20 protein-coding genes are annotated in these 23489 nt (G+C 61.8%); 10 read left to right on the top strand and 10 right to left on the bottom strand.

The genetic code is table 11. The annotated features are described in order from the left end of the window. Positions 1-6: 6 nt before the first annotated feature. The 9 genes from AB7951_RS00100 to AB7951_RS00060 all read right to left on the bottom strand — a co-directional run bounded on the left by AB7951_RS00100 (position 7) and on the right by AB7951_RS00060 (position 9738). Complete coding sequence (locus tag AB7951_RS00100; RefSeq protein ID WP_439062018.1) at positions 7-1500, bottom strand: MFS transporter; 1494 nt, start codon at positions 1498-1500, stop codon at positions 7-9. 175 nt (positions 1501-1675) lie between these two features. Further along, positions 1676-2401 (bottom strand): GntR family transcriptional regulator, encoded by a 726-nt coding sequence (locus AB7951_RS00095; RefSeq protein WP_439062691.1) that lies wholly within the window; start codon positions 2399-2401, stop codon positions 1676-1678. Between the two features lie 11 nt (positions 2402-2412). Further along, positions 2413-2811 carry an oxalurate catabolism protein HpxZ gene (hpxZ, locus tag AB7951_RS00090; protein ID WP_120287485.1) on the bottom strand — a complete coding sequence of 133 codons (399 nt, stop codon included), beginning with the start codon at positions 2809-2811 and terminating at the stop codon, positions 2413-2415. Between the two features lies 1 nt (position 2812). Further along, on the bottom strand, positions 2813-4243 hold the full coding sequence (locus AB7951_RS00085) for an AtzE family amidohydrolase (protein ID WP_120287486.1): 1431 nt from the start codon (positions 4241-4243) through the stop codon (positions 2813-2815). Beyond that, a complete protein-coding gene (locus AB7951_RS00080; protein ID WP_120288056.1) occupies positions 4233-4412 on the bottom strand; it encodes an AtzG-like protein in 180 nt (59 codons plus the stop codon). The genes AB7951_RS00085 and AB7951_RS00080 overlap by 11 nt, the downstream gene beginning before the upstream one ends. Before the next feature lie 23 nt (positions 4413-4435). Then, complete coding sequence (locus AB7951_RS00075) at positions 4436-6157, bottom strand: ABC transporter ATP-binding protein (protein ID WP_120288057.1); 1722 nt, start codon at positions 6155-6157, stop codon at positions 4436-4438. Positions 6158-6167: 10 nt separating this feature from the next. Continuing rightward, complete coding sequence (locus AB7951_RS00070; RefSeq protein ID WP_120287487.1) at positions 6168-7088, bottom strand: ABC transporter permease; 921 nt, start codon at positions 7086-7088, stop codon at positions 6168-6170. 10 nt (positions 7089-7098) lie between these two features. After that, a complete protein-coding gene (locus AB7951_RS00065; RefSeq protein WP_120287488.1) occupies positions 7099-8112 on the bottom strand; it encodes an ABC transporter permease in 1014 nt (337 codons plus the stop codon). A 6-nt stretch (positions 8113-8118) separates the two neighbouring features. Beyond that, entirely contained in the window at positions 8119-9738 is a 1620-nt protein-coding gene (locus AB7951_RS00060; RefSeq protein ID WP_120287489.1) for an ABC transporter substrate-binding protein, read from the bottom strand. Positions 9739-10057: 319 nt separating this feature from the next. Here AB7951_RS00060 and AB7951_RS00055 point away from each other — a divergent pair, with 319 nt between their 5' ends. The 4 genes from AB7951_RS00055 (at position 10058) to AB7951_RS00040 (ending at position 14332) form a co-directional block, all read left to right on the top strand. Next, positions 10058-12127, top strand: coding sequence for a TonB-dependent receptor (locus AB7951_RS00055; protein WP_231078811.1), 2070 nt, complete (start codon positions 10058-10060; stop codon positions 12125-12127). A 130-nt stretch (positions 12128-12257) separates the two neighbouring features. After that, the gene (exbB, locus tag AB7951_RS00050; RefSeq protein WP_120287491.1) at positions 12258-13043 is read left to right on the top strand and encodes a tonB-system energizer ExbB; all 786 of its coding nucleotides are present in this window, start codon (positions 12258-12260) and stop codon (positions 13041-13043) included. Between the two features lie 3 nt (positions 13044-13046). Then, entirely contained in the window at positions 13047-13484 is a 438-nt protein-coding gene (gene exbD, locus AB7951_RS00045) for a TonB system transport protein ExbD (RefSeq protein ID WP_089263503.1), read from the top strand. Beyond that, positions 13481-14332: an energy transducer TonB gene (locus AB7951_RS00040; protein ID WP_120287492.1), complete on the top strand. Its 852-nt coding sequence runs from the start codon at positions 13481-13483 to the stop codon at positions 14330-14332. Before exbD ends, AB7951_RS00040 begins: the two co-directional genes overlap by 4 nt. 40 nt (positions 14333-14372) lie before the next feature. On the opposite strand, the gene ugpB is transcribed toward AB7951_RS00040, so the two are convergent. Continuing rightward, positions 14373-15695 carry a sn-glycerol-3-phosphate ABC transporter substrate-binding protein UgpB gene (gene ugpB / locus AB7951_RS00035; protein ID WP_120287493.1) on the bottom strand — a complete coding sequence of 441 codons (1323 nt, stop codon included), beginning with the start codon at positions 15693-15695 and terminating at the stop codon, positions 14373-14375. Positions 15696-16113: 418 nt separating this feature from the next. Between ugpB and AB7951_RS00030 the strand changes: the two genes are divergently transcribed. The 6 genes from AB7951_RS00030 to AB7951_RS00005 form a co-directional block, all read left to right on the top strand. Next, positions 16114-18141 carry a sensor histidine kinase gene (locus AB7951_RS00030; protein WP_231081267.1) on the top strand — a complete coding sequence of 676 codons (2028 nt, stop codon included), beginning with the start codon at positions 16114-16116 and terminating at the stop codon, positions 18139-18141. Continuing rightward, positions 18111-19859, top strand: coding sequence for a DUF3369 domain-containing protein (locus AB7951_RS00025; RefSeq protein ID WP_120287494.1), 1749 nt, complete (start codon positions 18111-18113; stop codon positions 19857-19859). Before AB7951_RS00030 ends, AB7951_RS00025 begins: the two co-directional genes overlap by 31 nt. Further along, entirely contained in the window at positions 19856-20593 is a 738-nt protein-coding gene (locus tag AB7951_RS00020) for a response regulator (RefSeq protein WP_120287495.1), read from the top strand. The genes AB7951_RS00025 and AB7951_RS00020 overlap by 4 nt, the downstream gene beginning before the upstream one ends. A 194-nt stretch (positions 20594-20787) precedes the next feature. Then, positions 20788-21399 carry a sigma-70 family RNA polymerase sigma factor gene (locus AB7951_RS00015; protein ID WP_441255638.1) on the top strand — a complete coding sequence of 204 codons (612 nt, stop codon included), beginning with the start codon at positions 20788-20790 and terminating at the stop codon, positions 21397-21399. Between the two features lie 344 nt (positions 21400-21743). Further along, the gene (locus tag AB7951_RS00010) at positions 21744-23153 is read left to right on the top strand and encodes a cytochrome ubiquinol oxidase subunit I (RefSeq protein WP_120288059.1); all 1410 of its coding nucleotides are present in this window, start codon (positions 21744-21746) and stop codon (positions 23151-23153) included. After that, the coding region (locus AB7951_RS00005; protein ID WP_441255637.1) for a cytochrome d ubiquinol oxidase subunit II at positions 23150-23489 on the top strand (340 nt) is incomplete at its 3' end. The genes AB7951_RS00010 and AB7951_RS00005, both read left to right, overlap by 4 nt.

The following is a 23489-nucleotide window of genomic DNA, read 5'->3' as shown; positions in this document are numbered from 1 at the left end:
ATCAAGTTACTCCACCACGGCCAGCGGCCGTGCAACTGATTCAAGCGGCTGGCGTTCCGCCGCGACGGCATAGCGCCAGCCGACGATCGCAGCCACGATCATCAGAACAGCGCCAAACAGGTAGCCGGCAAACACGCTATTGCGCGACCCGGTATCGATCAGCACGCCAAACAGCGCCGGGCCGGCAACGCCGCCGATCCCGGTGCCGATCGCGTAGAAGACAGCGATCGCCAATGCGCGCACCTCGATCGGGAACGTCTCACTGACGGTGAGATAGGCCGCACTCGCCGCCGGCGACGCAAAGAAGAAGATGATCATCCAGGCGATGGTCTGGGTCTGTGCACTCAACACATCGATCGAGAACAGATAGCCGGAGATCGCAAGCAAGATGCCCGACATGCCATAGGTAACCGCAATCATGACGCGACGCCCGAGCGTATCGAACAGCCGGCCGAGCAGCAGCGGTCCAAGAAAATTGCCTGCGGCAAACGGCAGGATATACCAGCCTACATGGTTGGACGGGATACCGAAGAAATCCGTCAGTACCAGCGCATAGGTGAAGAAGATCGCGTTGTAGAAAAACGCCTGCGACGCCATCAGCACGAGTCCGACCAGCGACCGCTGCCGATACAGCACGAACAGTGTCTGCGCGACTTCCTTCAGCGGCGTATGATCGCGCATCGTCAGCCTGATCTTCGGCAGCGCGGCCAGAACCGACGGCTTGGCCTTCTGGTGCGCGGAGATTTCGATCTCAGCCACGATCTCCTCTGCGCGCTGCGGCTGACCGTGGATCATCAGCCAGCGCGGGCTTTCCGGAATCCACATCCGCATGAACAGCACGATGAGACCCAGAATGGCGCCGGTGAAATAGGCCAGCCGCCAGCCATAGGATTGTGAGATGACTGCGGGGTCCAGCAAGACGATGGCACAAACGGCGCCCATAGCCGCTCCCAGCCAGAAGCTGCCGTTGATCACCAGATCGGTCCAGCCGCGATAGCGCGCTGGGACAAGCTCCTGAATCGTCGAATTGATCGCCGTATATTCCCCGCCAATGCCGGCACCCGTCAGGAATCGAAACACGGCATAGCTGGCAAGATTCCATGACAGCGCTGTCGCGGCAGTCGCGGTGAGATAAAGCGCGAGCGTAATGAAGAACAGTTTCTTCCGGCCGATGCGGTCCGTCAGCCAGCCGAAGCCCAGCGCGCCGATCACAGCGCCTGCAAGATAGGCGCTGTTGGCAAAGCCGACATCGAGGTTCGAAAACTTGAGCGCCGGATCTTCCTTCAGCGCGCCGGACAGCGCGCCCGCCAGGGTCACCTCAAGGCCATCGAGAATCCATGTAATTCCGAGCGCCAGGACAACCCGTGTGTGAAAGCCGCTCCAGCGCAGCGCATCCAGGCGTGCGGGAATATCGGTTTCGATGATACGACCCGAGTCAGAAGCTGGCGTCTGGCCCGGCACCGGCGAAGCCGCGATATCCGCGCTGCTCAGATAAGCCATGCCGCCTTGCTCCTGAGCATTTGTTCGCTACCCCCATGGACAAGCGGAAATCGACATCAACGCGAAAAGCCCGAAACCTTGCGGTGACGGGTGATTCAGCGCCAGAGGGTTACATTCTCCGTGAAACAACCCACGAAGAACGCGTTGGTTCCCATTTTATGCAGGGGAATTGGACCTAGAGCGAAACGGCGTAATGCTCGTATTCGCCGCGTACCAGTTCGATATGGGCACGCATCGCCGCCGCGGCGCCATTGCGATCGCCGCGCATGATGGCGACGACGACGCGGTCGTGCTCGGCCTGCGACTTGGCAAGACGGCCGAGATTGCGAAACTGGGCGCGCCGGAACGGCTGCACCCGCACCCGGGTCGCGAGCGTGATCTCCGCGATATATTCGTTCTGTGAGCCCGCATAGATCGCGTTGTGAAAACGTTCGTTCACTTCGTGGAAGCGATCCGGATTGCCGTCGTAGCTCAGCACCCGCAGCTCTTCGTGAATGGCCTCCAATCCGTGACGTTGCACGGCCGGCATCCGTTCGGCGGCGAGACCCGCACATATCGCTTCGAGCTCGGCCATCGCCTCGAACATGCCGGTGAGACGATCGATCGACGGCTGCGCCACGACGGCACCGCGATGCGCGCGCGAGTCGACAAGGCCGCTGGCCGTGAGCTGACGCAACGCTTCACGAACGGGCGTGCGCGAAACATTGAAACGCTGTGCCAGATCGGTTTCGTCGAGTGAGGTACCGGGGGGCAGCACGCCGCGCACGATCTCGTCGGCCAGTTGCAGGCGGAGTTCTTCGGCGCGCGTCATCTTGCCGGTGATAGTCCCGGCACGGTCAACCCGGCTGACCGACCCGGCGATGCCCGCCTTGCGGCGCGGCTTCCCCGGCTGGATCAGCATGTCGTCGAAACTCATCCCTTGGCGCCCTGCGGTTCGTCGATCAGGCTGACAGACGCCGCCACGATTCGCCAGCCTTCTGGAAAGCGGATCCACGTCTGCATCTGTCGACCGACCTTACCCGGAGCCGTGTCGCGATAAAATAGCGTCGAGGCGACCGCAGTGTCGCGGCCATAGGCGGAAATCACCGTGCGCGCAGTGCGGCGCATCAATCCGACCGGCGAGCGTGCACCGCGAAATGCCTGGATCTCGTCATAACCGTAGAGGTTTTCACCCATCCCATAGCGCAGCGTCCGCGGATCGTTGCGAAACAATTCGCCAAGCACCGCCGTATCGTTGGTCGTCAGTGCCTTCTCATAACGTGCGAAGGCGGCGCCCACTTCGGCGATGACGTCCGGCAGATCGATTTCCATGTCAGAACCCTTTTGCGCGCGGCGCGGCAACCGCGCCGGCCCGCTCCAAAGCATAAGCGACGCGTAGCGCGATGTCTTCCCGCCACGGCGCCGCAATGATCTGCACGCCGATCGGCATCGGATCGAGCGGCACCGGCACGGCCACCACGGGCAGGCCGATGAAGGAGATCGGCTGGGTGTGGATGCCGATATTGGCCCGCACCGGCAGCTCGATGCCGTCGAGCACAAAAGTCGCCTGCCCCAGCTTCGGCGCGACGCAAGGCGTCGCCGGCGCGATGATCACATCGACGTCCTTGAACAGTTCGAGCACCTTCGCGCGGTACCAGCGACGGAATTTCTGCGCGCGATCAACCAAGGGCGCCGGGACCATGGCGCCCGCGAGCAACCGGTCCCGCACCGCCGGGTCGAAGTCATTGGGACGTGTGCGCAAGCGATCCAGATGCAGCGAGGCGCCTTCAACGGTCGAGATGACGTAGGCCGCCGAACGCGCGCGGGCGACCTCGGGCAGCTCGATGTCGCGTGTGACGCCGAGCGCCTTCGTGACACGCGCAACGGCTTCCTGGGCCTCCGGAAACAGGTTCTTGCGGAAGTATCCGCCGGCCGCAGCGATGCGGAGAGAGCCGATATCCTGTCCAAGCAGCGCCGTCACCGGCTCGACCGCGCGGGTTGAACAGGCAGCATCCTCGGCATCGGGTCCCTGCATGGCGTCGTAGGACAACGCGAGGTCCTCGACCGATCGTGCGAACGGGCCGAGATGATCGAAGCTCGCGACAAACGGAAATGAGCGCGCCCGCGACAACCGGCCGTAAGTCGGTTTCAGGCCGAAGATACCGCAAAACGACGACGGCACGCGTATTGAGCCGTTGGTGTCCGAACCCAAGGCAAGCGGCACGAGACTGCCGCCGACTGCGCCGCCGGAACCGCCCGACGAGCCGCCAGTCATCCGGGTCACGTCATGCGGATTCCGCGACGGCCCGTCATGAATGTTCTCGCCCGTAAAATCGTAGGCGTATTCGCCCATATTGAGCGCGCCGACCAAGACGGCGCCCGCGGCTTCCATGCGCTCGACCAGCGTCGCATCGCGGGTCGAGGGCGGACGATCGCGATTAATTTTGGAGCCGGCGCGGGTCGGCAGGCCAGTGACATCGAACAGGTTCTTCACCGCAAACGGCACGCCTGCAAGCGGGCCGGCGCTTTGACCGGCGGCAATCGCGGCATCCAGCGCCTTCGCCGTGGCGCGCGCGCGATCGGCGGTGACATCGGTGAATGCGTTCAGGACCGGATTGTGCTGAGCGATGCGCGCGAGCGCAGCTTCCGTGACGGCGAGCGCCGAGATTTTCTTCGCGGCGACTGCCTGTGCGATGTCGGACGCCGGGCGCCAATCGCCATTGGTTTGAAAAATCTGGGCTGTGATGACAGGATCAAGCTGCATAGATGCTGGCCGGTTCGGTTTCATCTGGCAGCGAAAATTCGTCGACCATTTTAGCCATTTTCAGCGTCACCGCGAGATTGGCACGGACGGACGGCTTCCACGCGTCTTCAATCGGCAGTCCCAACGCCCCGGCGACAGCGTCGATATAGTCATCAAGCGGTTCGGCCACGGTCCCTCTCTCGATCATTCGTATCAGTGAACCGGCAGCGGCGGATGCGGGATCGCCGACAGCAGCTCCTTCGTATAAGCATCTTGCGGCGCATCCAGCACGGCCTCGGTCAGGCCCTGTTCGACGATCCGCCCCGTGCGCATCACGATGACACGATCGCACAGCAAACGCACCACATTCAAATCGTGCGATACGAACAAATAGCTCATCCCCATCGACTGCTTGAGATCCTGCAGCAGGTTCAGCACCACCGCCTGGACGGAGACGTCGAGCGCCGCCGTCGGCTCATCCAGGATGATCAGCTTGGGTTGCAGCGCGATGGCGCGAGCAATGCCGACACGCGCCTTCTGGCCGCCGGACATCTGGTGCGGAAAGCGATCAAGCAACTCGAGCGGCAACCCCACCTGTCGCGCGAGGTCTTCGCATTTTGCACGCAATGCATCGGAGCCCTTGATATCGCCGAGCTGCATGATCGGATCGGCGATGGCCCGCGCCGCCGTGAAACGAGGATTCAGGCTGTCCGTGGGATCCTGAAACACCATCTGGATGCTCTTGCGCAGCGGCAGCCGCGCAAAAGAGTTCGGCGCAATCTCGCCGATCTCGTCGCCATCGAACGAGATGCGGCCCGAGGTCTTGTCGATCAGCCGCATCACCATCATCGACGTCGTCGACTTGCCGCAACCGGATTCGCCGACAAGACCGACGCTCTCGCCACGGCCGACCGTAAAGCTGATGCCATCGACAGCACGAAACTTGTCCGGCTCGGTCGGCGGCTTGCGCGAGAACAGTTTTGCCAGAGAGGCGGTTGCGCCCTGGCGGGCATATTCCTTGACCAGATTTTCGACCACCAGCAGCGGCTTTGCGGCAGTATCGGCGCTGACACTGTCAGCAATCGGCTGCTGCACTGGCATCGCCGCGCGTTCTTCGGCCGGCAGCAGATCGCGCAGCGAGACGCCAAGCCGGGGCGTCGCTTGCATCAACTTCTTCGTATAAGCGTGCTTCGGATTGGCGAAGATATCGGCCGACAGCGCCGTCTCGACCACCCTGCCCTTTTCCATCACCACGACACGGTCGCAATAGGCAGCGGCAAGACCGAGATCATGGGTGATCAGGATCGTCGACATGCCGCGGCTCTTGGTGAGCTCGACGACCAGATCCATTACCGCCTTCTGCGTCGTGACGTCGAGGCCGGTGGTCGGCTCGTCAGCGATCAGGAGCTGCGGATTACAGGCCAGCGCCAATGCGATGACCACGCGCTGGCACATGCCGCCGGAGAGTTCGAACGGATAGGCGTGATAACGCTCGCGCGGGCGTGCGATCTTGACTTGCTCGAGCGCCTCGATGGCTCTCTCGGCACGATCGGCGCTGCCGGCCTGCGCATGCTGGCGCAACACGTCCTCGATCTGATCGCCGACCTTGCGAATTGGGTTGAGCGCCGCCCGCGGATTCTGAAAGATCATCGAGATTTCGCGGCCGCGCAGATCGCGCATCTGGTTTTCGGTCGCCGCCTTCACGTCGACGCCGGAGAACATCACCGAGCCTTCGGCGATCTTGCCGGCGCGGTCGAGAATGCGCATCACCGCATAGGACGTCACCGACTTGCCCGAGCCGGACTCGCCGACGATGCCCAGCGTCTCGCCCTTGGCCACAGAAATATTGACGTGCTGCACGGCCTTGACGATGCCGCGCCGTGTGGCGAATTCGACCGTGAGATCGCTGACGTCGAGAAGCGGTTGAGCGGTCATGTCCGGGCCCTCAGGTGCGTCGCTGCGGATCGACGATGTCGCGCAGACCATCGCCCAGCAGGTTGAAGCAGAACACCGCGATCATCAGCGCGAGACCGGGAAATAGTGCGATCCACCATTCGCCGGACACCATGAAGGACGCGCCTTCGGCGACCATGATGCCCCATTCCGCGGTCGGCGGGCGGACACCAAGACCGATGAAAGAGAGCCCCGCGGCATTGAGGATCGCATAGCCCATGGTGAGCGACATCTGCACGATCATGATCGGCATGATGTTGGGCAGGATATGCACCAGCAGGATGCGCATCTCGCTATTGCCCGACAATCGGGCCGCCTGCACAAAGCCGGCCTCGCGGCGGACATTGGCCTCTGCGCGAGCGACACGCGCATAAAGCGGGAAGTTCACGATGGCGGTGGCGATGATGATGTTCTGCACGGTGTTGCCCAGCGCAGCGACGATACCCATGGCCAGCACGAACAGCGGAAAGGCCATGATCGTATCGGCAATGCGGCCGACGATACGATCGGTCCAGCCGCCGAAATAGCCCGAGGCGATGCCGGCGAGGCCGCCCATGGCGAACACCAGGATGACCGAGGCGATAGCGATGAAGAAATCGAGCCGGGTCGCGACAATGACGCGGCTGAAAATGTCACGCCCGAGCTGATCGGTCCCGAACCAGTGCGCCGCGGACGGCGCCTTCAGCGCCTGCGCCGTGTCGCTGGCGAGCGGATCGTAAGGCACGATATAGGGACCGAACAGCGCTGCAAACACGATCAGCACCAGCAAGCCGAAAGCAAAGGCCGTGACGCGGTTCTCGCCCAGGATGTAGCGGGTGTGCGACAGCGTCGCGGCAAAGCCGGACGTACGCTTTGCGGGCTCAGGTTTCGGCGCGGGAACGGCTTCGGAATCGACAGGCGTGACAGCGTTCATGGTTTACACCTCACCCTTCCAGCCGCACGCGCGGATCGATCACGCCGTAAAGAATGTCGATGATCAGATTGATCAGCACATACATGACGGCCATCGTCAGCACGAAGCCCTGCACCGGCGCGAAATCCGACGAGATCAGCGCTTCGACGGCGTAGGAGCCGATGCCCGGCCAGGCGAAGACCTTCTCGACCAGCACATTGGCGCCGAGCAGAAAAGAGAAGGTCATCGACAGCGTTGTGATCACCGGCAGCATGGCGTTGCGGAAGGCGTAAGTGACGATCACGGCGCGTGGCGACAGACCGCTTGCGCGGGCCGTTCGCACGAAGTCCGATGACAGGATCGCCAGCATCGACGCGCGCGTCATGCGCGCGATCGGCGCCAGCGAGAAGATCGCCAGCGTCGCCGTCGGCAGGATCAATTGGTTGAAGGCGGACCTGAAGGCTTCCCAGTCACGGGCGATGAGACTGTCGATCAGATAGAAGCCGGTCACGTTGGGCGGCGTCGATGCGAAAACATCCAGTCGTCCGAGCGGCGCCGGCGACCAGCCCAGCCTGAAATAGAAGACATAGACCAGCACCAGGCCGGTGAAGAACACCGGCAGCGACACGCCGGCCGTCGTCGTCACCCGGCAGAGATGATCGATCCATGAACCCGGCCGGGTGGCGGCGAGAATGCCAAGCGGAATGGCGATCATGATCGAAACGAGCAGACCGAGCAGCGTCAGTTCGGCTGACGCCGGCAAGCGATTGCGAAGCTCCGTCGCCACCGGCTGGCCGGTCGTCAGCGAGTTGCCGAAATCGCCTTTGGCCAGATCGGCGGTGTAGCGAAAGAATTGCTCGATCAGCGGCTTGTCGAGACCGAGCTTCTTGCGGATTTCCTCAATGGCCTGCTTGTCCGCTGACGGTCCTGCGAAATAGGCCGCGGGATCGCCGGGCAGCGCGCGCGTCAACAGGAATGTGACGATGACGACCCCGATCAAGCTCGGGATCGCGAACATCAATCGTTTGCCGATCAGGCTGAGCATGACACATCACGCCTTCACGAGCGCGCGATAGTCGAGTCGACGGTGGAACCAGTACTGGTAGCCGGAAATGTTCTTCTGCATCGCCACGTTGACATAGGGCTGATACAGCGGGATTCGCGGCACATCAGTGAAAGCGAGATCGACGAAGCCTTTCACGTCCGCATCATAGGCTGCCTTGTCGCCGGTTGCGGCGGCGGTGCGTGCACCGTTGATGCGCTTATCCATCTCGGGCGACTTGTAGCTCATGGTGTTAAACACCGAATTGTCCCCGTGATAGCACCAGTAGAAGAAGTATTCGGGGTAATCGAGCCAACCGGAGAACACGTTGGTATAGAGCGGCATCTCCTTCTTGTTGAGCTCAGTGCGCCAATTGGCGCCAGGGATTTTGTTGATGGTCGTCTTGATGCCGATCTGGCCGAGGCTCTCCTGCACCAGCACACACAGCGGCTCGTTGACGACGGCGAAGCCGAGATCGAATGAGATCGTGGTCTCGAAGCCGTTGGGATAGCCGGCCTCGGCCAGCAGCGCCTTCGCCTTGGCCATGTCGGTATTGTATTTATGCGGTTGCGGCCACGCGACTTCGGTCGGCTTGTCGGCTGATGCGCCGTACATCGGATTGGCGAGACCGAACAATACGGCATCGACGATCTTCTGATAGGGCAGCGCATAGGCCACGGCCTGACGCACCTTCGGATTGTCGAAGGGCGGCTTGGTGACATTCATGCCGATATACTGGATGCCGTTGCTGAACGGCAGCGACACCACGTCGAGCTTGCCGTTGGCCTTGATCTCCTGGAAATCCTTGTAAGGCAGTTCATAGGACATATCGGCATCGCCGCGCTCGAGCAGCGCACGCCGGTTGCCGGCCTGCGGCACCATGCGCCAGATCACGCGCTTGATCTTCGGCATCGGGCCGGAGACCCAATCATCATTGCGCTCGAGGATGACGTCCGTGCCCGCGGTCCACTTGGTCACCTTGTAGGCGCCGCCGCCGGCGGTCTGCATCTTGGTATATTCGAGACCCCACGGATCCTTCTCGGTGGCGTTCTTCTTCACCAGTTCGGAATTGATCACGCAGGGCACGATCACCGCGAGATCCGGAATCGTCAGGCGATCCTTGGTGGCGAAATCGACGCGCACGGTGTGATCGTCGACAATGACGAACTGCTCGGGCTTCTTCAGCGATCCGGCGCTCATCTGGAAGGTCGGAAAACCGCCGACGCTGACCGAACGATCCAGCGACCACTTGACGTCCTTCGCCGTCACCGGCGTGCCGTCGTGAAACTTCGCGTTCTTGCGCAGCTTGAAGGTCGCCGACATGTCGCTGATGGTCATGTCCTCCGCGAGTTCGGGCTTGAACTTGTCGCGGTCGTAATAGGGCACGCCGCCGGGGCCGGCCTTCATCTCGTGGCCGATCAGGCGGTCGTAGCAATTCCAGGACACTTCATAGCCGGGCACGTTGGTGCCGACGCCGTGAATGTCGAGATTGTTGGGGCCGCTTTCGGAGACGATCAGCAAGGTTTCAGATCGGGCATCTGCCTTGGCGGGCGAGAAGATCGCCGGACCGGAGACCATGGCGCCAGCGGCGGCGCCTGTGGCGGTTTTCAGAAAATCACGACGCTTCATTCTGGCTCTCCCCAAGGGCGCGAGTGGATCGGCTTGGGAACAGACATCGCAAACTTCGTGCCAGAGCTTAACGAACCCCTAATGACCGTCTAGGGGACTGATAAATCTTGCATTTACGCAACGAGCCCGGCGGCCGACGTAGCCAGAGATCCGACTTAATTGCATACAAAGATATTGATATGCACATAATTTAGACTGCCGTGCAGCCGTGCTCGGTCATTGGTCGCCTGTTTCTGGCTTGACATATATCGGCTCCCGCTTCTTATTGCGAATAGTTCGCATTAGCATTTGCATCAGATCAAGAACCTTGGGGAATGGCGTGAGTTTGAGGTTGTGGGCGTCAATCACGGGGGCAGCGTGCCTCTCATCAATCTGGATTGGAGAGGCGAAGGCCCAGGAGGGACAAACGCTGTCGGAAATCGTGGTCAGTGCCGAGCGGCAGAAAGAAGCGGACGCCTTCCAGTCCACCACCCTGCTGACCGGCGACGCCCTCCAACGCACTACCTCGGCCTCCATCGCCGACTTACTGGCAACCCAGCCGGGCGTTGCGGCATCGACCTTTGCGCCGGGCGCGAGCAGGCCGAATATCCGCGGCCTCGATGACTATCGTGTTCGCATTCAGGAGAACGGCATCGGCAGCCAGGACGCTTCAGATTTCAGCCAGGATCATCAGGTCCCGGTCGATCCGCTCTCCGCCGACAAGATCGAGGTGATCCGCGGTCCCGCAACGCTGCGCTATGGCAATCAGGCCATCGGTGGCGTCGTCAATGCCAGCAACAACCGCATTCCGGAAAATCTCGTGCCGGACAATTTCAGCGCACGCATCAAGGGCGGCGGCTCCTCGGTGGATAGTAGTATCGACGGCGCGGCCAGCATCGATGCCTCAGGCAACAATGTCGCCATTCACGTCGATACCTTCGGCCGCAGCGCCGGCGATTACAGAATTCCCGGCGGCGGCGTGCAGGCCAATACAAGGCTACGCTCGGAAGGCCAGTCGGTCGGCGGTTCCTACATCTTCGATGGCGGCTATATCGGCACCGCGATCCAGCACATCACCAGCCTGTATCATATCCCCGGCATCGCCGAATCCGCGTCGCGGACTCGCATCGATCTCGAACAGACCAAGGTGACCAGCAAGGGCGAATGGCGCGCGCCCACCGACGGCATCGCCGCGATCCGCTATACGTTCGGTGTCAGCGACTACAAGCATGGCGAGCTCGGCATCGGCGGCAATGGCGTCGACGGCCTGCAGAACACCATCACCAACAAGGAAATCGAAGGCCGCTTCGAACTGGACCACGCCGCGGTCGCAACACCGCTCGGCGCATTGACCGGAAGCTGGGGCGTACAGGCCAGCAACCGCAAGCTCGGCACTGCAGGCCTGCTCGGCGGGCTGCTCGCTCCCACCAATACGGACACGGTCGCAGGCTTCGTGTTCGAGCAATTGCAGCTCTCGGACACACTCAAATTCCAGGCCGCAGGCCGTATCGAGAGCCTGTCAGTCTCCGGCATGGCGCCAATCTTCCCCAGCAATTTCCTGCCACCACCCGACACATTTTCCGAGACCGCAGCGACACGCGATTTCACCCCGAAGAGCTTCAGCTTCGGACTGCTGAAATCACTGCCCTGGGACATGGTTGCCAATCTGAGCGTACAGCGTGCGCAGCGCGCGCCTGCCGCGCCTGAGCTTTATTCGCGCGGCTCCGACGGCGCATCCGGCACCTTCGTCATCGGCAATCCGGATCTGAAAATCGAAACCGCAGAGTCGGTCGAAGTCGGCCTGAAACGCAGCAGCGGCCAGCTTCGCTTCGAGGCGAGTCTCTACTACACGCGCTATCTCGATTTCATCTTCAAGCAGGTGACCGGCAACTTCTGCACCGACACTTTCGCAAGCTGCGGCGCGACCGGCCCACTGCTGCAAGTGGCCTACGGTCAGCGAGATGCGAACTTCCGCGGCGCCGAGTTGATGGCACAACTCGATGTGACGCCGCTCAGCGACGGCATGCTCGGGATCGACACCCAGTTCGACGTGGTCCGCGCGACCTTTGCCGATGGCAGCAATGTTCCGCGCATCGCACCGATGCGTGTCGGCGGCGGCGTCTGGTGGCGCAGCGCCGAATGGTATGCCCGTTTGGGCGTCCTGCATGCATTCACGCAGAACGACATTGCGCTCAATGAAACTTCGACGGCCGGCTACAATCTGCTGAAGGCTGAGGTGAGCTATACCCACACATTCGCGAAGGTCGACGGCGGCCTGCGCGACATCACCTTCGGCGTCACCGGAGACAATCTGCTCGACGAGCAGGTCCGCAACCACATCTCCTTCAAGAAGGCGGAGGTGTTGCAGCCTGGACGCGGCGTGCGGCTCTTCACGAGTATGAGATTTTGAGCCCAATGACCTTGGAATCGCTCCAGTTTGGGCCTCAACTCGGCCTCCAGAGGGCGACATCGTTCACACGCGAAGGTATTCTTCGCCATTATCTCCCATTGCAAACTTCGACCGACGGAATGCAGCCCCTATGACAAGATCCTGGTCTCCCATCGCAACTGTATTCCTGGCGGTTGGCGGAACGGCGGCGGTTCCGCAGTTTGCTGTCGCTGCGACCACGGAAGCGTTGCTTCCGCATAATCTGTCCCCATGGGGCATGTTCATGAACGCCGACATCGTGGTGAAGGCCGTGATGATCGGGCTTGCCATCGCCTCGCTGGTGACCTGGACGGTCTGGCTCGCAAAGACCATCGAACTCAACCGCGAAACACGGTCTGCCAAACGGCGGCTCGACATACTGGAAAGCGACACGACGCTAGCCCAGGTCGAGCGCGACAGCGCCAACGCCCGCGATCCCGTGGCCCAGCTCATTCATTCGGCAGTGCGCGAGACTGCCCTCTCCCATGGACTGTTTGATGACGGCTTCAAGGAGCGCATTGCGCTCCGCCTTGAGCGCGTCGAACAGGCGATGTCGCGCCGGATCTCCCGCGGCATCGGCGTGGTCGCAACGATCGGTGCGACTGCGCCCTTTGTCGGCCTGTTCGGAACCGTCTGGGGCATCATGAACGCCTTCATCGGTATTTCGGAAACCAAGACCACCAACCTCGCCGTCGTCGCGCCGGGCATCGCCGAAGCCTTGCTCGCGACAGCACTCGGTCTTGTCGCAGCCATTCCGGCCGTGGTGATCTATAACCAGCTCGTTCGCAACATCACGACTTACCGTGCGCTGCTCGGCGATGCCTCCGCACAGGTCATGCTGCTGATGAGCCGCGATCACGGCCGTCGCGGAATGCCGATCTCGCGGGCGGCGGAATAGATCATGGCTGCAAGATTAGGTGGACGCTCAGGTGGCGGTGACGACCTCGAAGTCAACCACGAAATCAATGTGACGCCCTTCATCGACGTGATGCTGGTTCTGCTGATCATCTTCATGGTGGCAGCGCCGCTGGCGACGGTCGATCTCGGTGTCGACCTGCCGGCAAGCGCCGTCGAACCACAGCCGCGTCCCGACAAGCCGGTCTTCGTCACCGTCAAACCTGACCTGACGATCGCCGTCGGCGAAGACATCATCCCGCGCGATACGCTGAGCGGCACGCTGGATGCTGCGACCAAGAACAACAAGGACGAGCGCATCTTCCTGCGCGCGGACAAGGTCGTGAGCTATGGCGATCTGATGGAAGTGATGAACCTGCTGCGCAATGCAGGCTATCTCAAGATCGCGCTGGTCGGCCTCGACGGACGAACCTCTGCGCCATGAACGTCTTTGCGCTACATGCGCCGACCGACAGCGTCGGTCTTCGCTGGACCGGGTCGGCGATCGCTATCGTCGCGATCCATGCCGGCCTGATCGCCGCAGGCATCTGGTGGTACCATCAACCGACCCCGCCGGGCGTTACGATGCCGACCATCATGATCGACATGGCGCCGGCCACCGCCGCGCCTGAAACGCAACCACTGGATATCGCGCCCGGCCCCGAGATGCAGAAAGCGGAAGCGCCGTCCGAGCCACCGCCCGAACCGGTTCAGCAGAAGCAGGTGGAAGAACAGATTCCGCCGACGCCGCTGATGGAGAAGCCGGTCGTCGAAGCGCCGCCCGAGCAGAAGACCGAGCCGACGCCTCCCCCGCCCGAGCCCGCCAAGATCATTCCCGATCCGCCAAAGCCGGTGCCGGAAAAGCCCAAGCCGAAGCCGATACGCGCCGAGGTCAAGAAGAAGCCGAACGATACGCCGGCAGCGCCGCAGACCACTGCAGCACCGCGCGCAGAACGCATCGCGCCTGCAGCATCAGCGGCCGCCGCCGGTGCCTCGAGGGCAGCGTCAGCGTCTTACAATCAGCTCGTTCAATCACACTTGCAGCGCTTCAAGCAATTTCCCCAAAGTGCACGCACCGGTCAGTCAGGCACAGCAGTCGTCAGAATCGCCTTTACACTCGATCGCAGCGGTCGCGTGCTGTCTTCTCGCCTCCTGGGATCGTCGGGAAATCAAGCGCTCGATGCCGAAACGCTCGCCATGGTTCGTCGCGCGCAGCCATTCCCGGCATTTCCGCCGGAGAAGACCGGCGGTACGGAGGCGTTCAATGTTCCATTGAGATATGATCTTCGTTAGCGACTAACGAAGATCATGATGCGCCGCGACCGGTCAGATATCACTGCACGGGATTGGCGCGCTCGAACTGGCGCAGCAATTTGTTACCGCGCTCTGCGGCAGCGTCGAGGGCCTCCTGCGCGGGCTTCTTGCCGCTGAAGGCCTGCTCCAGCTCATCCTCGATGGCGTCGCGGATCAGCGTGAACGAGCCGAGGCGCAATCCCTTCGAATTTTCCGTCGGCGCCTTGAGCGTGATCTGTTCGATGGATTTCACGGTGCCGGGATTGCGGTCGTAGAAGCCCTGCTGGCGCGTGAGCTCATAGGCGGCGCGCGTGATCGGCAGGTAACCCGTCTTCTGATGCCAGGTCGCCTGCACTTCGGGCTGCGAAAGAAACGCAAAGAACTTCGCGATGCCCTTATATTCTTCGCGCGGGCGATCGCGCAGTACCCAGAGTGTTGCGCCGCCGATGATCGAATTCTGCGGCGCGGCCGTGACATCCGGCCAGTACGGCATCATGCCATAGCCGACCTCGAATTTCGCATTGGCGAGAATGTCGGCGCGGGTGCCTGACGAGCCCAGAAAAATCCCGCATTCGCTCTTCTGAAAGCGTGGCTCAGCCGCTGTCGCGCGGCCGCTATAGTCGAAGACCTTGGTCTTCTGCCATTCGGCAAGTTGCGTAATATGCCTCACCATCAGCGGATTGTTGAAGGTGAGCACGGCATCCAACCCGCCAAGGCCGTTGGACTTGGTGGCCACCGGAATGTTGTGGAATGCCGAGAAGTTCTCGACATTGATCCATGACGGCCAAGCCGTCGTGAAGCCGCAAACCGCGCCTGCCGTCCGCAATCGCCTGGCAGCGGCGCCGAGCTCCGGCCAGGTCCGCGGCGGCTCGTCCGGATTGAGCCCGGCAGCACGGAACAGATCCTTGTTGTAGTAAAGGATCGGCGTCGACGCATTGAACGGGAAGGACAGCATGTTGCCGGCCATGTCGGTGTAGTAACCCGTAATGGCTGGCAGATAGGCTGACGGATTGAACGCCTCCGCCTGATCGCGCATCAGCTCATAGACTGGATAGGTCGCCCCTTTCGCTGCCATCATGGTGGCCGTCGCGATTTCATTGACCTGGACGATGGCCGGCTGGCTCCGGGACCGGAAGGCAAAGATCGCCGCCGTGACGGTCTCGGTATAGTTGCCCTTGTAGACCGGAACGATGCGATAGCCCGTCTGTGTGGCGTTGAAATCCGCGGCCAGCTTTTCGACGTGCCGGCCGAGTTCTCCGGACATCGCGTGCCACCACTGAATGTCGGTGGCGCGTGCGGGCGTCGCCGTCTGGCTGACTGTCATCACGAGCGCGAGATATCCGAGCGCCGCCTTCAACTTCATTTCATTCTGCCCTTACAACGCCGTCGGCTGCCGGCCTGCTGTGCTATCATTCTTGTTGGGAGGCCAAAGCTTCCGCCGCCCAATAAAATAATGATTCCATTATAGTTTTGATCGAAATTGCCCCGCACGGTGGCGTTCACCGGACACGATCAGCCGCAGCACTCTGTTGCGACTTCGCGGCGTTCGGTTCAATCGGGACTGCGCCAGTTCAACCAGTTGTTGCAGGTTAATAGCCAGCACCGCCTGTATTTGCTACATTGAACTGTCTCGCAACCTCAACGAAACTCTTTCAGACTAGAAAAAACGAATTGCCGGGTTGCGACGCACGGCTGTCTCACCGATTGAACCTTTCGCAAGGCCGAATGACACACCTGTGGTGACGAGCCCGCACAACGGAGTTTCTGAAGGACAGGACGAGCTGGCGGCGCGAGGCCGGACCGGCCTCGTCGCGGCTGTCCGTGCGATTCCGATCCGCTGGCGCATTTTGTCCATCGCAGCCCTGAACTCGGCGGTCGTCCTCGTCCTGGCGGGATTGATCTGGAGCGGCTCGCGGGTGCTGTCCTCCGCCTGGGACGATGTGCGCCAGGTCCGGCAGTCCGATCAGGTTCTGGCCCTGCTCGAGAGCGAGACCGGCCGGCTGCAGAACCTGATCCATCGCTATATCAATCAGCCCAGCCCCGAACTGTTCGCCGAAATCCTGCTGCTCCGCGAGGCTGTGCTTGGAACACTGAATACCCGTGCCTCGACCGACCCCATGCTGTCCGGCTCGGTCGCCGAGCTGGAACGCGTCACCGAGCGCTTCCTTAGCGGCTTCGGTGAATTGCGGACGCTTCAAACCACCATTGCCAAGACCTACGAAGAACAGGTGCTTGGGCCTGCCAAGGACATGGCGGGACTGTACTCCATCATCGAGGGCGCCACCGGCCAGCGCGACGCGCTGATCTGGCCGGCACTCGGCAAGTCGCGTGAGGCATTCACCGCGATGCTGGTCGCCGCCAACGCCTATTATCTGTCGCTGGCATCCGCCTCGGCCGAAGATGCACGCCGCAACACCGAGACGATCGAGCGTACTATCCCGGTCATGACCGACCTCGCCGACAATGATCTGCAGCGTATTGCGTTGCAGCGGCTCAAGGGACGCTCAGTTGCCCTCCGCCAGGGGCTCGCAAAACTGTCCGAACAACTCTCCAGCCGCACGGACCTGCTGCGCAATTCGATCGATGCCAGCCAGGCCGACACGATTGCTGCGATCGATGGCCTGTCCGTCAAGATGCGGCAGCGCGAGCAGTCCGCGCAGGCCACTTTCGACCGCACTCTGACGGCGATCTCCCGCAATGTCATGGTCATCGCAGCGGCATTCCTCGGGCTGATCATCACCGCAGGCATCATTATCGCGCTGAGCATCCGCCTGCCGCTGCAGCAGATCATGGCGTCGATGCGTGCGATCACCTCGGGCGACTATGATCGCAAGGTCCAGGGCACGGCCGCCAAGGACGAGGTTGGCGCCATGGCTCGCGCGGTCGAAGTGTTCCGTGAGAACGCCGTCGCCAAGCGCGAAGCCGAGAACGAGCTGCGCGCGTCGAAGGAGAAGGCCGAAAGCGCCTTGCTCGAACTAAATGCCGCACAGCAGAATTTGATCGACGCCGAACGGCTGGCCGCACTTGGCGGTCTGGTCGCCGGCGTGGCCCATGAGGTCAATAATCCGATCGGCATCAGCCTTACGGTGGCATCGAGCTTCGCGCGGCGCTCGGAAATGTTCGAGGCCGAGCTGCGCTCCAATGCCCCGCTGCGGCGCTCGCAACTGGAAGAATTCGTCAAGACGTCACGCGATGCGGCGCAGCAACTGGTCGCCAACCTGCATCGCGCCGGCGAGCTTATTCAGTCCTTCAAACAGGTCGCCGTCGATCGGTCCCACGCTGAACGGCGGCAATTCAGCCTCTCCGAGGCCACCGATCAGATCATCGCTAGTCTGCGCCCCGTCCTGAAAAAGGCTCCGATCACACTGACGGTCGACGTGCCGGACGGGCTGATGATCGATGGCTATCCCGGGTCCTACGGCCAGATCCTGACCAATCTGTTCCTGAATGCGGCCAATCACGCATTTCCGGACGGCAAACCGGGCGCCATCGCTATCACCGCCAAGCCGCGCGGCACCGACGACATCGAGATCAGCTTCTCTGACAACGGCGCCGGCATGAGCCCGGACGTCCAGCGACAGGCTTTCGACCCGTTTTTCACCACGCGCCGCAACGAAGGCGGCACCGGCCTTGGCCTCCACATCGTGTACAATCTGGTGACCCAACAGCTGGGTGGCCGGATGATGCTGGAGTCAAGACTGGGACAAGGCACGACATTTCGCATTATCATGCCGCGGGCCGCCACTGGCGCCGCCGGATCATTTGACGGGACTACGCAATGGCCGACCAGGACGATGTCCTCTACCTGATTGAAGACTCCGGTGATGTCCCGGAAGAATCCAATAACCGAAAATGGAAGATCGCGGTCATCGACGATGACCAGGCCGTGCATGAGGGCACGCGCTTCGCGCTGAGCGATTACACCCTGAACGGCCAGTCGCTGGAAATCCTGTCGGCCTATTCCGCTGCCGAAGGCCAGGCCCTGATGCGCGAGCATACGGATATCGCGGCCGTGCTGCTCGACGTCATCATGGAGACCGACGCGGCCGGCCTCGAACTGGTCGAGTTCATCCGCAACGAACTGCACAACGAAACCGTTCGTATCATCCTGCGCACCGGCCAGCCCGGTCAGGCGCCGGAGCGCCGGGTCATCGTCGACTACGACATCAACGATTACAAGGCGAAGACCGAACTGACCGCCGACAAGCTGTTCACCTCGCTGACCGCGGCACTGCGCAGCTATCAGCAACTCGAACGCATGGTGCAGACGCGGCGCGGCCTCGAAATCATCATCGACGCAGCCTCGACGCTCTATGATTTCAAGTCAATGCAGCGGCTTGCCGAAGGCGTGCTGACCCAGATTGCCTCGCTGCTGAATGTGGATTGCGCCGGCATTCTGGTGCTGCGCGATGGCGGCGTTGTCGGCGACGACTATGCCGTCCTCGCCGGATCCGGCTGCTACAGCCGCTTCATGGGTACCGCCACCGCGCAGTCGCTCGACCCGGACCTGCGCCTGATGGTCGAAGAGGCCTTCAAGCGCCGCAAGCATGATTTCGCCGACCATCGGACGGCGCTCTACATCCGCACCGGCAGCGGCCGCGAGGTTGTCGTGCTGCTGCAGGCGGAGCGGCAATTGTCGGAGACAGACCGCTCGCTGGTGGAGATCTTCGGCAGCCGATTGTCGATCGCCTTCGACAACGTGATCCTCTACCAGCAACTGCACGAGGCCAATACGCAGTTGGAAGACCGCGTGGCGCAGCGTACCCGCGCCCTGATGCAGGCCAATCGCCGGCTTTCCGCGCAGTGGCTGCGGCTGCAGCGCGCCAACGGCTTCAAGAACGAGATTCTGGGTACCGTCGCCCATGACCTGAAGAATCCACTCGGCGTGATCCTCGGCCGCACCGAGATGCTGACCGAGCTGATATCCGCGGGATCGCCGAAGGAAAACATCTCCGCGCAGGTCGATCACATTCGTGACGCCACCAAGCGACTGACCTCGATGGTCGATCACCTGATCTCCGACGCCATGGCGGACGCCTTCGATATCACCATCCGCCGTGAGCCGGTCGATCTGGCGACGCTGGTCCGGGACGTCGCTGAAGCGAATCGGCCGTCTGCGGTGAACAAGCAGCAGGACCTCTCCGTCTCGGCGCCGGATCACCACGATCTCACCATGTGCGATGCCGACCGGATGCGCGAAGCGATCGACAATCTCGTCAGCAACGCCATCAAATACAGCCCGATCGGCGGCAAGATCGCGCTGCTCATCACAGGCGATGCCGATTATGTCCGCATCAGCATCAGCGACGAAGGTCCCGGCCTGTCGCCGGAGGATCTCGACCGCCTGTTTGGTCGTTTCCAGCGGCTTTCAGCCAAGCCGACCGGTGGTGAAAGTTCAACCGGCCTCGGCCTGTCGATCGTCAAACGCATCATCGACATGCATGGCGGCGAGGTGAATGCACATAGCCCCGGCCAGGGCGCCACCTTCACCATCCTGCTGCCAGCCACCAGTGAGGGCCTGTCATGAGCCAGAGCCCGCATATCGTCGTCGTCGACGACGAAGCACCCGCCCGCGAGATGGTGGGCGACTATCTCAAGATGCACGGCTTTGCCGTGACCCTGTGCGACGGCGGCGAGAGCCTGCGCAGCGAGATCGAGACCAAGGTGCCGGATCTCGTGGTGCTCGACCTCAACATGCCCGAGGAAGACGGGCTCTCGATCATCCGTGACCTCAAGAGCCGCATCAACGTGCCGGTGATCATGCTCACCGCCACCGCAAGCCCGATCGACCGTGTCGTCGGCCTCGAACTCGGTGCCGACGATTACATCGCCAAGCCCTGCGAACTCCGCGAATTGATGGCGCGCATCCGCTCGGTCTTGCGCCGAAGCACGCCGGTGAAGGGCGCAGCAACAGACGCAACGCCTGCCAAGGAGAGCAAGGATCATCTCGTGCGCTTCGGCACGAAATGGCTCGATCTGGAAGCGCAGGCCCTGCGCGATGATGAGGGCAACGAACATCCGCTGACAGCCTCTGAATTTGGCCTGCTCAAGGTATTCGCCGCGAATCCGAAGCGCGTGCTCTCGCGCGAACGGCTGCTCGAACTGGCCAATGCCCGCGATGCAGAGGCTTTCGACCGGGCGGTTGACCTACGGATCATGCGAATCCGCCGCAAGATCGAGCCCGATCCGACGAAACCCGCCGTGATCCGTACAATTCGCGGCGGGGGCTATTTGTTCTCCCCGGTGGGCGACAAGGCCTGAGCACCCCTTTTGGAATCTATCTCATTCAATTTACACGCATTTCACCTCTGAATGTTTCGTCCCTAGCTCTGCGACGAAACAATTCTCCGGTTCCATGAAACCATTTTCCGCTTTTGAAGCAGACGCCCTGAAACCGGGGCTCCTTAACAATCCTCCCAACGAAGCCGCAACGCGGTCTCTTACGGGAGTTAGTCATGCAGAACGTCATCGCCCTCAATGCCGCCGGTCAGCAGGGTATCGTTACGGCCCGCGCCACCTCGGATGAGATGCTGCTGGAGAATATCGCCAGCGGCGACCGCACAGCGATGCACACGCTTTATGCCCGACACAATGTGCGGGTCTATCGCTTCGTTCTCCGCATGCTGCGCGACACGTCGGCGACGGAAGATCTGGTCAGCCAGGTATTCCTCGACGTGTGGCGGACCGCCAGCCAATTCGAAGGCCGCTCGCAGGTCTCCACCTGGCTGTTGTCGATCGCACGCTTCAAGGCACTGACCGCGCTGCGCCAGCGTAAATATGAAGACATCGACCAGGACGATGTCATGGAAATCGCCGACCAGGCCGATACACCTGAGGCGTCGCTTGATCGCAGCCGCACCAGCGCCATCCTCCGGGCCTGTGTTGCCAAGCTGTCGCCGGCGCATCGCGAGATCGTCAACCTCGTCTACTATCATGAGAAGTCAGTGGAAGAGGTCGCCGGCCTGATCGGCATCCCCGCGTCGACGGTGAAGACCCGCATGTTCTACGCCCGCAAGCAGCTCGCCGATCTCCTGAAGACCGCCGGCATCGACAGTATCGCAGCGTAATCTGCCGCGTTCCTTTTGCTCCAACGTTCCAGACGTCAGTTCGCGTAAACCTCCCCACCTCCAGCGACCCGGACGGGATGCCCCCTTCCGGGTCGTATTCTGTTTGGAGCTACGGCTTTGTCATCGTCGGCGGACGCACGAACTTCCGCATCGACCTGCGCAATACATCTGACAAAATTGGACAAATTGTCTACGAGTCCAACGGCGAACGCCAATGTGGGCAGATGGACAGCCTTTTCAAGACGTTGCCGAATCCGGGCGGCCAACTAACAAAGACCTCGCGCAGTTTCGCCCGCGCGCTCTGCATGATAGAACACGTCCAGACTACACATGGACGGATGCAGATGTTCGAAGGCTTTGACCCTGTCATACTAGCCCGAGCGCAATTTGCGTTCACGATGTCATTTCACATCATCTTTCCCGCGTTCTCCATCGGGCTAGCGAGCTATCTCGCCGTGCTCGAAGCGCTCTGGTTGTGGACCGGGCGCGACGTCTTCCTCAACCTGTTCAATTACTGGCTCAAGATCTTCGCCGTGGCCTTCGGCATGGGCGTGGTCTCGGGCATCGTGATGTCCTACCAGTTCGGCACCAACTGGTCGGCCTTCTCCGACAAGGCAGGACCGATCATCGGCCCGCTGATGGCCTATGAAGTCCTCACCGCCTTCTTTCTCGAAGCAGGTTTTCTCGGCGTCATGCTGTTCGGACTCAAGCGCGTCGGTCCAAGGCTGCATTTCTTCGCTACGTTGATGGTCGCGATCGGCACGTTGTTTTCGGCGTTCTGGATTCTCTCGGCGAATTCCTGGATGCAGACGCCGGCCGGCTACAGCATCAACGCTGCCGGACAGTTCGTTGCGGCCGACTGGTGGAAGGTGATCTTCAATCCGTCCTTCCCCTATCGTCTCGTGCATATGGTGCTGGCAGCCTATCTCACCACGGCTTTCGTGGTGGGCGCTGTCGGCGCCTGGCATCTCCTCAAGGATACGCGCCTGCCCGGCCCGCGCGTGATGTTCTCCATGGCGATGTGGATGGCCACGCTGGTCGCGCCGCTGCAGATTCTTGCCGGCGATCAGCACGGCCTCAACACGCTCGAGCACCAGCCAACCAAGATCATGGCCATGGAAGGCCATTTCGAAAGCCATCCCCATGGCGCACCGCTAATCCTGTTCGGCATCCCGAGCCAGGCCGAAGGCAAAGTGAACTACGCCATCGAGATCCCCAAGCTCGGATCGCTGATCCTGAAGCACGACCTCAATGCGCCGATGGCCGGGCTCGATACTGTTCCGCGCGAAAACTGGCCGCCGGTGCCGGTGACCTTCTGGTCGTTCCGCATCATGGTCGGCATCGGATTCCTGATGCTGGGGCTGGGACTGCTGAGCCTCTTCATGCGCTTCCGCGGCAAGTTCTATGAGTCGCGTTTGCTTCACAGCTTTGCGCTGGCGATGGGACCGGCCGGATTCATCGCCGTGCTGGCCGGCTGGGTGACAACCGAAACCGGGCGGCAACCGTTTACGGTGTTCGGCCTGCTGCGGACCAGCGATTCGGTCTCGCCGCTGGCGGCGCCAGCCGTTGCGTCGTCGCTGATCGCCTTCGCCATCGTCTATTTCCTGGTCTTCGCCGCGGGCACGATCTATCTGCTCCGGCTCATGGCCGCGCCACCGCATCATGATGAGCAAGGCCCGGCCGGCAACGTGCCGAGTCGTGCGGCGGGCATTACCCCGGCCGTGGGTGCAACCGCATCGGGGCACGCGTCATGATCGATATAGCGGTCGTCTGGGCCTTCATCATCGCCTTTGCCGTGTTCGTCTATGTCGTGATGGACGGCTTCGATCTCGGCCTCGGCATGCTGTTTCCACTCTTCCCGAAGAAGGAAGACCGTGACGTCATGATGAACTCGGTCGCCCCGGTCTGGGACGGCAACGAGACCTGGCTGGTGCTCGGCGGCGGAGGGCTGATGGCGGCGTTTCCGCTGGCCTATGCGGTGCTGATGCCGGCGCTCTATACGCCGATGATCGTGATGCTGCTGGGGCTGGTGTTTCGCGGCGTCGCCTTCGAATTCCGCTGGCGCACCACGCGCGAGCGCAATCTGTGGG

The sequence above is a fragment of the Tardiphaga sp. 285_C5_N1_2 genome (assembly GCF_052076065.1).
GTDB lineage: Bacteria > Pseudomonadota > Alphaproteobacteria > Rhizobiales > Xanthobacteraceae > Tardiphaga > Tardiphaga robiniae.
This window is presented reverse-complemented; position numbering and strand designations above follow the sequence as displayed.

Coding starts and splice junctions, on each gene's coding strand:
- AB7951_RS00065 (WP_120287488.1), bottom strand. CDS start 8,112: ATGCTCAGCCTGATCGGCAAACGATTGATGTTCGCGATCCCGAGCTTG.
- AB7951_RS00040 (WP_120287492.1), top strand. CDS start 13,481: ATGAACGTCTTTGCGCTACATGCGCCGACCGACAGCGTCGGTCTTCGC.
- AB7951_RS00075 (WP_120288057.1), bottom strand. CDS start 6,157: ATGACCGCTCAACCGCTTCTCGACGTCAGCGATCTCACGGTCGAATTC.
- hpxZ (WP_120287485.1), bottom strand. CDS start 2,811: ATGGAAATCGATCTGCCGGACGTCATCGCCGAAGTGGGCGCCGCCTTC.
- AB7951_RS00070 (WP_120287487.1), bottom strand. CDS start 7,088: ATGAACGCTGTCACGCCTGTCGATTCCGAAGCCGTTCCCGCGCCGAAA.
- AB7951_RS00020 (WP_120287495.1), top strand. CDS start 19,856: ATGAGCCAGAGCCCGCATATCGTCGTCGTCGACGACGAAGCACCCGCC.
- AB7951_RS00015 (WP_441255638.1), top strand. CDS start 20,788: ATGCAGAACGTCATCGCCCTCAATGCCGCCGGTCAGCAGGGTATCGTT.
- ugpB (WP_120287493.1), bottom strand. CDS start 15,695: ATGAAGTTGAAGGCGGCGCTCGGATATCTCGCGCTCGTGATGACAGTC.
- AB7951_RS00100 (WP_439062018.1), bottom strand. CDS start 1,500: ATGGCTTATCTGAGCAGCGCGGATATCGCGGCTTCGCCGGTGCCGGGC.
- AB7951_RS00060 (WP_120287489.1), bottom strand. CDS start 9,738: ATGAAGCGTCGTGATTTTCTGAAAACCGCCACAGGCGCCGCCGCTGGC.
- AB7951_RS00085 (WP_120287486.1), bottom strand. CDS start 4,243: ATGCAGCTTGATCCTGTCATCACAGCCCAGATTTTTCAAACCAATGGC.
- AB7951_RS00025 (WP_120287494.1), top strand. CDS start 18,111: ATGGCCGACCAGGACGATGTCCTCTACCTGATTGAAGACTCCGGTGAT.
- exbD (WP_089263503.1), top strand. CDS start 13,047: ATGGCTGCAAGATTAGGTGGACGCTCAGGTGGCGGTGACGACCTCGAA.
- exbB (WP_120287491.1), top strand. CDS start 12,258: ATGACAAGATCCTGGTCTCCCATCGCAACTGTATTCCTGGCGGTTGGC.
- AB7951_RS00010 (WP_120288059.1), top strand. CDS start 21,744: ATGTTCGAAGGCTTTGACCCTGTCATACTAGCCCGAGCGCAATTTGCG.
- AB7951_RS00095 (WP_439062691.1), bottom strand. CDS start 2,401: ATGCTGATCCAGCCGGGGAAGCCGCGCCGCAAGGCGGGCATCGCCGGG.